We start from the raw sequence: 11,345 nt of genomic DNA, 5'->3' as shown, positions 1-11,345 counted from the left end.
GGCATGAAAGGCATCGGCTTCGCATTCCGCGGCTTCGAAGTTGTGCAGGGCGGCTTGCAGCAGTGGCAGCTTGAGCGCCTCGAACCAGCCGGCGGTGACGTTGAAGACACCCATCGTCACGCTCTTTCTCAGGCGGATATAGGTTTTGTCGACGTCCAGCTCGACCTTGAACTGATCCTTGAGGGCCTTGACCAACAACGGCCGGGCGAAGGTGTCGATGTCCTGCAACTGGGACATGGCGTTGTCCAGCGTGCTCTGGGCCGTGAAGCCGGCGGTGATGCAGTCCATAAGCGACTGGCGTTGCGCCGCAGAGGCGTGCTGGTACCAGTCTGGCATTGCGTCGGGCGCGGTCTTGAGTGCATCTAACTGTTGCGGCGTGGCTTTTTTCAGCCAATCGGGCACGGCATTCTTGAGGAACGTATCGTGCACGCTTTTCGACACGGGGGTAGTGGCTTCGACGGGCGAAGGTTGAACCGTCATGCGGTCTCTCCTGAGGTAGTGGGAGCAGACAGCAGATCACGTCAGTGGGCGGCGCCTGGGGTAGATAAAACAGCGCCAGGGTGCGAACCCCGGCGCCCGGTGAGTCAGGTGACGGGGTTGGCTTGCAACTCTGTGCGTGTCAGGGTCTCCATCAGGCTGGCTTCCTCGATCGCCAGTTGGGCCTGCAGGTCCTTTGCCTGGTGCTCGTAGTTGGCCTGGGACAACCGGCCCTCGGCGTGTTGGCGGTGCAGGGCCTCCAGGCTGGTGTGGAAAGGTTCGCTCTGCGCTTCGAACCGAGCCCGGTACTTGTGGGTCAGGTACTCCTGCCAGAAATCCCGGGAGACCAGGGCCTGGAACTCGGCCGGCGAATCGTTCAGCTTGAGGATGTCCTCGCGGGTCTTTTTCAGGGCCTCTGCGCTGACCCTACCGCGGGTAAAGATCGCTGTCTGCGGTTGTCCCGGCAAATCCAGCTGGTCCGGGTCCTTGAGCTCAAAGCGATAGGCCAGCCTGATCTCGACCTCTTCGAGCAGGGCGATCCGCTGAGCTTTTTCGACCGCCGACAAAGCGGGGTTGTCATTGATCGCCTGGGTGCGCCGGGCGATGTCCTGCAGCGCGGCCTTTTCCACCTCATCGAGGCGGAACAACCCCCTGGACAGTTTGATCAACGCGGCGCCCTGACTCACATCGCTGGCCAGTGCCTTGGCGTTGTGCACCATGGTCATGACCTCCACGTTACTGAACGACAGCCCGGCGCGGTCACAGCAGGTCGGACGTCCGGCCCACTCGAACATCTGCTCGCGCAGCGCCGCGGATTCCACGGTGTTTGGCGTGATGGCATCGATCACCGCCCACACCCGGGCTTGCAGGTCTGCATGGCCGGCGGTGGCCTCTCGCATGTCCTTGAGCATGGCGAAGAAGCCGTCACTGCCTGGCTGTGCGCGCAGTTGCTCCCACTGGGCCATGCGGGTGCTGATCTGCGTGGGGGACATTGCTTGCATCCAGCGCCGCGCCTGCGCCTGATCGATGGCTTGGGGGCGTGGCGGCGGCAAGAGCCGCAGTGCCGAGGAGACCAGGTTGTCGGGGTGGTCGACCGAGCTCAGGCCCGCCTGTTCAAGCCGCGCCCGGTAGTGGTTCAGCTGCTCTCGCGCCGCCTCGGTCAGCGGGTTGCCCGTGAACTCGATGAGGTGAGTGAGCCTGGAGGACTGCGCCAGTTGTTCGTCAGGTGGATTGATGAGGGCCTCGGGGAGGCTGGAGATGCGGTTGCCCGCCAGATTGATCTGTACCAGCGACGGTTGTGCACCAAGCCCGGTCGGGAAGCTCTCAAGTTCGCAATTGCGCATGTTCAACGTACGCATGTCGGTGATGGCACTGAAGTCCGGAGCGACGCGCAAGGGGTTGTAGGCCAGGGTCAACAGGCGAAGCGTTGACCGCTGGGCCAGCACCTGAGCGGTGTGCGCGCTGAGCTGGATCTGGTTGCCGTGCAGCCACAAGCGTGTCAACCCGTTCATCTCATTGAGCGCCGCCGGCAGCTCGCGCAGTTGGTTCTGCGATATATCCAGCCAGCGTACCCCGCGATGACGCAGCAGGAATTGCTCGGGGCTGGTGCTCAACTGCATGTTGTTCAATTTGAGCGAGCCGACGTGGCTGAAGTCCGCATCCAGCTCCGGCAGGCTCTGCAGGTTGAGGCCGCTGAGGTCCAGTTCCAGGCCGATGGGGGTGCCATCGAAGGCCAGTTTGGCCGGCGTTTCCTTGCGCCAACAGGCGATGATCCGATTCTTGGCGAGGTAACGATCATCTCGACCCAGAGCATTCAGCGCACGCTGCTCGGTGCGAACGTAACCGGTGCCGGTGCGGTTGTTGACATTGCCGCCAGCGGAAGCCCAGGTATTGAGCTGCGTGTTGAGCTGGGCGAACTCCCGTTCCAGGCGTTGCAACTCTGCTTCCAGGCCTTCCCCCAGGCCCCAGATAAACTGCCGGGTCTCCAGCGCGTTGCGATTCGGGTACAACGCACGCGCGCGTTCAAGCGGCGGGTTGCTGATGTCAAAAACATCATGGGTCTTGATCAAATCCGGACGCTGATCTCCCAGGCGCCGCCAGTAAGCGTCGAAACGCGAACGGTAGGTGTCGGGGAGCGGGTTGCCTTTCAGGAAGGTGACATTGTTGATCCCGGCAATCGCCTCCAACTGTTCGGGAGGTGGGTCGAGATACAGGTCGGGCACTTCGCGCAGGCGGTTGCCGCGCAGGTTGAGAAATTCCAGGCCGGTTTTGTCCTGCAGGCCGGTCGGCCACTGCTCGATTCCGGTATAGGACAGGTCCAGTCTTTTCAACCCGTGCATGGCGCTGACGTCCGGAGTGCGACCCAGGCGGTTTCCCGAGAGCTCCAGGCTTTCCAACGGGTGCAGCGCGCTGAGTTGCGCGGCGCTGTCCGGGGTCAGGACGATCTTGTTCTGGCTCAGGCGCAACTGGGTCAGCCGGGGCATCCGATCAAGCCCTTCGGGGATTGTCGTGAGTTCGCAATTGACCAGGCTCAGCTTTTCAACCTGGGTGAAATTGTTCAAGAATGTTTGAGCGTTGGCGCTCCATTGACGGGTGTGCAGTTCCAGTTCGGTCACATGGCTGAAATCTGCCGTGAGCGCGGGCAGGTCCAACGGCATGCCGCTGATGAATTTAAGCGCAGTGCCGGACTCCCGGCGCCAGCAACGCTTGATGTCCCTGGCGACCGTGCCGGCATAGCCGCCGGCGCGGTCGAACTGGGAGCCCGCCGTACGCGGCTTGTTGGCCTCGACCCAGGTGTTCAGGTCGTCTTCGAGCTGGCGGTATTCGGCTTCGCGCCGGGTCAGTTTTGACCGTACATCACTGCCCATTGACTCAATGAAGGTGTCGACTTGCGCGTCGCTGAAAGACGGATAGAGCTTGCGTACCCGCTGGGCTGAGCTGCTGAGCCGGGCCTTGAGTTTCTCGAAGCCGCGCCCTCCACCGAGCAGGCGCATCGTGGGGTCGTAGGCAGGTTTACGCACCGGGTGTTCCAGCAACAATGCACGCAACGCTTCGCGGGGCAAGGGCTGGGACTGGATGGCGGCGCGCAATTGCGCGGCGTCGGCCAGCTTCATGTCGATACGCTCGCCGGGTGACAACGCGTTGACAATGGCGTCGTACACATCCGTGGAAGGGTTGCCTTCGAACTGCCCGTCACTGAGCTGCACCAGGGTTTTAACCGGCGTGCTGTCCACCTCGCCGATGGCATCGAGCAACAGGTCCTCGGCATCCCCAGGCATACGCTGGCGCAACTCCACGCGGGTCCCGCGGCGCCAGCCTGGCAGGGTTTCCAGGGTGCGCAGGGCCAGGCGCTGGCTATCGAGGTCGAACGGTGTGTTCAGGTGCAGGTTTTCATAGGCCCGGGATACCCGGGTTTCCTGTTCGGCCCACTGCGCCAGCTCGGCGAGCGTGTCCGGCAGGCGCGCGCTGGCGCGAAAGGCCTCTAATTGCTGGGCACTGAGTTCGCTGAGCAGTTGCTCGGCGATGCGCGTCGGCAAGGTGGGAAAGGCGTCCTGCACACGCTGCACATCGGCGTCGGTGCTGGCCGTCAGTTGGCGGTAACGTTCCTGCACATACGAGGGCTTGATCGATTCGACAAACTCGCCCAGTTGCCGGCGCAGCTTGGCGGCCCGCATGGGCAAGGTGTCCTGGGGCGAGCCTGGTATGTCGACCAGGTCGGGGTCGGTGCCTTGCAGGGTACCCAGCACCTCGCGCAAGCCTTCGCCGCGCTCCAACTGCTGCTCCGTGAGCCGGACTATGCGCCTGCGCTGGGACGGCAGTGAGGGCTCGTCATCCCAGAGCACGCGACCCTCGGTGTCGATCACTCGCAGCGGCGGGGAGCCGGACAGCAGGCCGCGACGCTTCATCAGGTCCAGTTGAGCCCCCAGGTCAGCCTTGGGAAACACGAAGGGGTCAGTGCTTTTGAGCTGCTGGATGAATGTACTGACCTGCTGGTGGATTTTGAAGCGCTGCAACGAATCGGCCAGCAGCAGCGGCGTGGTGTCGCTGTTCATATGGGTTTCGCGCAAGGCATCGGCGGTGACGCCACTGGCGTGTTGGGCGTTGAGCAATTGCTCGGTGTCCAGCGGCGCGGTGGTATGGCCCAGGCGCCTGAGCGCCGTAGTGTCGTCCCAGTCCAGGGGATGCTCGCCCTCGTGACGCCATGCTCCTTCGTGGTTTTGCGTGAGCCTGGGTGAGTACGCCTCTGGGCGTGTGGGGTGCGCAATGCGGTATTCGGCGTTTTGCGCGTCATGCGTTACCCGGTAGGGGTGGCCTTCCAGCGGCAGAATCGTTTGCCCCTCGTGGCGGTACAGCCCCTGTGCATCCGGTTGGGCATCCGGTGCCAGATTGACCCCCGCCCGGTAAGGGGCCAGGTCGGGTTTCCACAGGCGGGTCTTGCCATCGGTGGACATCACCGGCAACGTCGCTTCGACGACCGGCTCGGCAGGCACCGGGATCAATTTGGCAAAGCCTCTTCCCGCCCCCACCATGGCCGCCAGCATCACCAGGTTTTGCGCCACATCAATCAGGTGTGCCTTGGCCGCTTTGCGATCACCTTCCGACCATTCCCTGACCCCTTCGAAGGTGTCCAGCAACAGCTGGGTACTCATCACCGCCATCATGGCTTCCCCCAGTGCCGGTATGAACATTGACACGCCTGTAAACAGCAGCATGCCGATATTGAGCAGCTGGGCCAGCTTGCGTGAGCGTACGCGTGCGTCCACGTCGGCGGTGGGCACCGCGTGTGCGCGGGCGTCGGCGTAGAGTCTGGCGCGATATTGTTCGTAGAGGTAGGTCCACAGGTCGAGGTTCTCACCCCAGAACCATCCACCGTGTGCCGGCGACGTAATCACCGGGTCCAGGTAAGGGTCCGGATTGGGCACTTGCCGGGGCGGCGCAGGCGGTGGCATTGGGTGGACCGTGCTGAACATGTAGAACGGGTCGATCCCCCGGCGTATTTGATCGATCAGGGCCTGATAGGGCGCGAGGTCCTGGAGGATGGTGGTGTCCGGGGCGTTCTGGGTGAACTGGCTGAAATAGTCCGCGCGCTCCGCATAGTCGACGAACTGGCTGAAGAAGCGCTGGTAGACGGTTGGCCCATCCTGCGCTGACGGCGGTGTGTCAGGGGTGGTGAACCGTTGCTTGAACAGGGGCTTTAGCTGGCCCAGGGTATAGCGCTTGAGCGGGGCCTGCGGATCGCCGGGAACGTACAGCAGCAACTCGCTCCCGTTATGAAGTTCGCCACTGACCAGGAACACCACCACACCGGTGAGTCGATGTTGTGCCAGGCTCAGGTCGCGCAACCAGATGCGCTTGCCGTTGAGCACCGGCTCCTTTTCTCCGGCGATCACCGACAAGACCATGCGGTAGTCGGCCTCGGTGATGTCATTTTTCAAGAGGGCCTGCTCAGCCGCCGCGCGCAGGGCGCACTTGTGCGCGGCAGTGAAGCGTTCCTGCAGGACGGCCTGCGCCACCGCGTTATCGGGCTCCAGGAAACCCTTGAGGTAAGCCTGGTATTTCGCGCCGATATCCAGCGAACGACACAGCCCGGTGAATTGCTCCACGGTCAAGGTCGTGGTGATGGGGTTATAGCAGTCGCCGCTCGCCGCCAGGACCACGAACCCCGAAGACGAATGAAACGCGCCGGCTTCACATTCCGACGCTTCGAAGTTGTGCAAAGCCGCTTGCAGCAGCGGCAGCTTGAGTGCTTCGAACCAACCGGCGGGAATGTAGTACTCGCTGATAGACACGGTTTTTCGTAGCCGGATGAAGGTCTTGTCGACATCCAGTTCGACGTTGAACCGATCTTTCAAGGCGTTGACCAACAGGGGCCGGGCGAAAGTGTCGAGGTCTTGCAGCCTGGACAAGGTAGTGTCCAATTGGCTCTGTGCGGCGAATTGGCTGGCGATGCTGGTTTCAAAGGCGCTGCGTCGGGCCGCCGGGGCGCGCTGATACCAATCGGGCAATTCCGTGGAGGCGGTTTTGAGCGCATCCCTTTGTGACGCGGTGGCCTTTTTCAGCCAATCGGGTACAGCGTTTTCGAGCAAGGCGTGGTGCTGGCTGTCTGACACGGGGGGCGGTGTCTGATCCGTCGTGGATAAAACGGGCATGGGTGCACTCCTGCAATGATGAAGTGCGCAGCAGACCATGCCTGTTGGCGTTTGCCGGGGTAGATAGGTCAAGCGATGCCAGAGCGTGCAGCCCTGGCACCGGGCGGTCAGGTGATCGGATTGGCTCGCAACTCTGTGCGTGTCAGGGTCTCGATCAGGTTGGCTTCCTGGATGGCAAGCTGGGCTTGCAAGTCCTTGGCCTGTTGGTCGTAGACCTTCTCGGTCAACCGCCCCTCGCTGCGCTGGTCGTACAAGGCCCCCAGGCTTTGATGGAACGGCTGGCTCTGCGCTTCGAACTGCGCCTGGTATTTCTGAGTCAGGTACTCCTGCCAGAAATCCCTGGCGACCAACGCCTGGAATTCAGCCGGTGAATTGTTCAGTGCGAGAATTTTGTCGCGGGTGTCTTGCAAGACCTCTGGTTTAACTTTGCCGCCGGTGTATCGCGCCGTCTGTGGTTGGCCCGGCAAGTCGAGCTGGTCGGCGTCCTTGAGCCCAAAACGGTAGGCCAGGCGGATTTCAACTTCTTCCAGCCGGTTGATCTGTAGGGTTTTCTCCTCGGCCGACAAGGCGGGGTTGTCATTGATTGCTTGGGTACGCCGGGCGATATCGTTCAGCGCGGCTTTTTCCACTTCGTCGAGGCGGAACAACCCCCTGGACAGCTTGATCAGGGTAGCCCCCTGATTCACATCGCCGGCCATCAACTTGGCGTTGTGCACCATGGTCATGACCTCCACGTTGCTGAACGACAACCCGGCGCGGTCACAGCAGGTGGGCCGGCCCGCCCATTCAAATACCTGTGCCCGCAGCGCTTCGGATTCGGCAGTGTTTTGCGTCATGGCGTCGATCACCGCCCAGACTCGGGCCTGCAAGTCTGCATGGCCTTCGGGCAGTTCCTCCAGGCCATTGAGCATCGCGAAGAAACCGTCACTGTGGGGTAGCTCTCGCAGTTGCCACCATTGGTTGTGGCGTTTCGCTAGTTCCTGTTGGGACAGGTCCCTTACCCAGCGTTTTGCCTGTACCAGGTCGGGAACTTGCACCATCAGTGGCAGCCTCTGTTCCACTATTGAGGTAACCATCCGGTTGGGCTGTGCAAGCGAGCTGTGGCCCGCCAGCTCAAGCCGCGTCTGGTAGACATCCACCTGTTGGCGCACCGCCTCGGTCAGCGGGTTGTTACTGAGGCCGGTCACCCGGGTGAGCCGGACGGACTGCGCCAGTTGTTCATCCGTAGGGTTGATGAGCGAGTCGGGAAGGCTGGTGATGCGGTTGCTCGCCAACTCGACCTTTGTCAGTAACGGTTGTGCGCCGAGCCCGCCAGGGAAACTCTCCAGTTGGCAATTCTGCATTACCAGCACCCGTAAGTCGGTAATAGCGCTGAAATCCGGAGCGATGCGCAAGGGGTTGTTGCCCAGGCTCAACAGCCTGAGTGTTGTACGTTGGGCCAGCACTTGCGCAGTTTGCGTAGTGAGCTGAATCTGGTTTTCGTGCAAAAACAGACGGGTCAGCCCGTTCATCTCATCAAGGGCTGTCGGCAGCTCGCGCAATTGGTTTTGCGACAGGTCCAGCCAGCGCACCCCGCGATGGCGCAGCAGGAACTGCTCGGGGCTGGTGCTCAACTGCATGTTGGTCAATTTGAGCGAGCCAACGTGGCTGAAGTCCGCATCCAGTTCCGGCAGGCTCTGCAGGTTCAGGCCGCTGAGGTCCAGTTCCAGGCCGATGGGGGTGCCATCGTGAGCATGTTGCATCGGCGTTTCCTTGCGCCAGCATTGGACGATGCGTTCCTTGGCCAGGTAGCGATCATCTTGAGCCAGGGCATTCAACAAACGCTGATGGGTGCGCACATACCCGCTGCCGGTGCGGCTGTTCAGGTTGCCGCCTGCTGAGGCCCAGGTATCGAGTTGCCTATTGAGCCCCTGGAATTCTTGCTCAAGGCGTAGCAACTCTGCTTCGGCGCCGTTCCCCAGCCCCCAGATAAACCGCCGGTTCTCCAGGCGGCTGCGGTTCGGGTACAGCGTGCGCGCACGTTCAAGCAGCGGGTTGCGCATATCGAAGGCGTCAGTGTTCCTGATCAGGTCCGGACGTTGTTGGCTCAGGCGCCTCCAGTAGGCGTCGAAGCGTTCGCGATAGGCGTCGGGAAGCGGGTTGTCGTCGAGCAAGGTGACGCTGTTGATCTTGGCGATGGCCTCCAATTGCTCGGGCGGCGGCTCGAGCAGTACCGCGGGAACTTCGCGAAGCTGGTTGTGGCTCAGGTCGAGAGAGGTCAGGCTGGTTTTGTCCCGTAGGCCCACCGGCCATTGATCAAGCCCGGTAAAGGACAGATTCAGTCGTCTGAGGCTGTACATGAAGCTGAAATCCGGGCACGTACCCAGGCGGTTCCCCGAAAGATCGAGGGTTTCCAACTGTCGCAAAGCGCTCAGACGGGCGGCGCTTTGCGGGGTCAGCACCAGATTGTTCGCATTCAGCTCCAGATGGGTGAGGCGGGGCATTGCCTCGAGCCCTTCGGGCAGTGCTTTGAGGTCGCAGTTTTCCAGCCTCAGCTTTTTGAGTTGGGTGAAGTTGCCCAGAAAGGTTTGAGCATTGCTCGACCAGCGTCGGGTTAACAGTTCAAGCTCGGTGACATGGCTGAAGTCTGCCGTCAGCGCGGGCAGGTCCAGGGGCATGCCGCTGACGATTTTCAGCGAGGTGCCTGTCTCACGGCGCCAGCAGCGCTTGATATCCTTGGCAACCACCGCGCTGTACCCGCCCGTTCGTTCATAGTCGCTGGAAGCCACACGTGGGATGTTGGTTTTGACCCACTGCTTCAAGTCGGCTTTGAGCTGGCTGTACTCGGCTTCCCTCAGGGCCAGCTGGCGGCTTGTATCGCTGCCCAGTGACTCGATGAAGGCGGTGACTTCTGCATCGCTGAAAGACGGGTAAAGCCTGCGCACCCGCTGTGCCGGGCTGTTGAACTGCGCCCTGAGCATGTCGTAGCCGCGCCCGCCCCCCAGCAAGCGCAGGGTGGCGTCGTAAGTGGGTTTGCGCACCGGATGCTCCAACAGCAGGGTGCGCAAGGTGTCGCGGGGCAAGGGCTTGGCCGCGATGGCATCGCGCAGTTGGTGGGCGTCGAACAGCTTCAGGTCCTGACGTTCACCGGCTGACAGTGTGTCCAGTATGGCCTGGTACATATCCGTCGAATCCGGCCCTTTGAATTGCCCGTTTTCCAGTTGGACCAACGTCTTGCCTGGCGTGCTGCCGGCCTCGCCGATCGCGTCGAGCAATGGGCCGTCGGGTGAGTGCAGGCGTAACTCCACGCGGGTGCCCCGTTGCCAGCCCGGCAAGGTCTCCAGGGTGCGCAGGACCAGGCGTTGGCTGTCGAGCTCGGACGGCGTATTCAGGTGCAAGTTTTCATAGGCCCGAGACACGCGGGTTTCCTGCTCGGCCCAGCGTGCCAGTCCAGCCACCGTATCCGGCAGGCGCCCGGTGTTGCGTAACGTGGTCACGTCCTCGGTACTCAGCTCTTTGAGCAATTGCCCCGCGATGCGCGTCGGCAGTTTGGGGAAAGCCTGCTGTACGCGCTGTATGTCGGGATCGTTGCTGGCTGTGAGTGTCTGATAGCGCTCTTCCAGATACGACGGCTTGATGCTCTCGACGAATTCACCCAATGCCTGGCGCAGCCCGGTGGCCCGAGTGTCGAGCGTGTCCTGGGGCTGGCCCGGGATGTCGAGCAGCTGTGGGTCGGTGTCCTGCAGCGTGTACAGCACCTCACGCAATCCCTCGCCACGGGCCAAATGTTGCTCCGTGAGATAAACCGCACGCCTGAACGGCGATGAAGGATGGGGTATATCCTCCCACAGGACTTTGCCCTGGGGATCCACAACCCGTAGCGGCGGGGTGCTGGACAGCAGGCCGCGACGCTTCATCAGGTCCAGTTGCAGGCCCAGGTCAGCCTGGCTGTAGACGGCGGGGTCGGCGCTTTTGAGTTGCTGGATGAATGCGCTGACGTCCTGGTTGAGTTTAAAGCGCTGCAACGAATCGGCCAGCAGCAGGGGGGTGGCTTCGCCATTAAAGTGGGCTTCGCGCAAGGCGTTGGCGGAAACGCCGCTGGCCTCTTGTGCCTTGAGCAACTGTTCAGTCTCCAGGCCTTCGGTGGTATGGCCCAGGCGCCTGAGTGCGGTAGCGTCGTCCCAGGCCTGCGGGTTTTCGCCCTCGTGGAGCCAGGCGCCTTCGTGGTTGTGGGTCAGCTCGGGTGAGTAGGCCTCGGGTCGGGACGGGTGCTGGATGCGATACGCGGCGGTGTCCGGGTCTTTGGTTACCTGATACTGCCGGTCCTCCAGCGTCAGGTACGTCTGCCCTTCGTGTGTGTACAGGCCATGCGCATCGGGCCGGGCATCGGGTGGCAGCTTGACCGGCGTTTCATAGGGTTTCAGGTCGGGTTTCCACAAGCGGGTTTTTCCATTGGGCAGGGTGACGGGTTGCAACCCCTCGACCACCGGTTCGGCCGGTACCGCCGTCAGTTTGGCCAGGCCTTTGCCTGCGCCCACCATGGCGGCCAGCAGCACCACGTTCTGTACCACATCCAACCAGTGGGCCTTGGCTGCCTTGCGATCGCCTTCCTCCCACTCCACCACGCTTTCGAAGGCTTCATACAGCAGTTGGCTGGCCATCACCCCCATCATGACCTCGCCCAGCCCGGGTACGAACATCGACACGCCGGTCAACAGCAGCATGCCGATATTGAGCAGC

General features: G+C 62.1%; 3 protein-coding genes. All 3 read right to left on the bottom strand.

Translation table 11 applies throughout. From position 1 onward, the window contains the following. On the bottom strand, nt 1-480 hold a 480-nt coding region (locus tag BM026_RS28765; protein ID WP_139217593.1), incomplete at its 3' end, for a dermonecrotic toxin domain-containing protein. A 104-nt stretch (nt 481-584) separates the two neighbouring features. Beyond that, a complete protein-coding gene (locus BM026_RS28760; RefSeq protein WP_175507991.1) occupies nt 585-6,626 on the bottom strand; it encodes a dermonecrotic toxin domain-containing protein in 6,042 nt (2,013 codons plus the stop codon). Between the two features lie 107 nt (nt 6,627-6,733). Continuing rightward, nucleotides 6,734-11,345 (bottom strand): NEL-type E3 ubiquitin ligase domain-containing protein (locus tag BM026_RS28755; protein WP_305883237.1); only part of this gene is annotated, 4,612 nt, incomplete at its 5' end.

The sequence above is a fragment of the Pseudomonas sp. NFPP24 genome, from assembly GCF_900112095.1.
GTDB lineage: Bacteria > Pseudomonadota > Gammaproteobacteria > Pseudomonadales > Pseudomonadaceae > Aquipseudomonas > Aquipseudomonas extremorientalis.
Note: the sequence above shows the minus strand (reverse complement) of the source record. Positions and strands in the feature narration are given on the sequence as shown.

Coding starts and splice junctions, on each gene's coding strand:
- BM026_RS28760 (WP_175507991.1), bottom strand. CDS start 6,626: ATGCCCGTTTTATCCACGACGGATCAGACACCGCCCCCCGTGTCAGAC.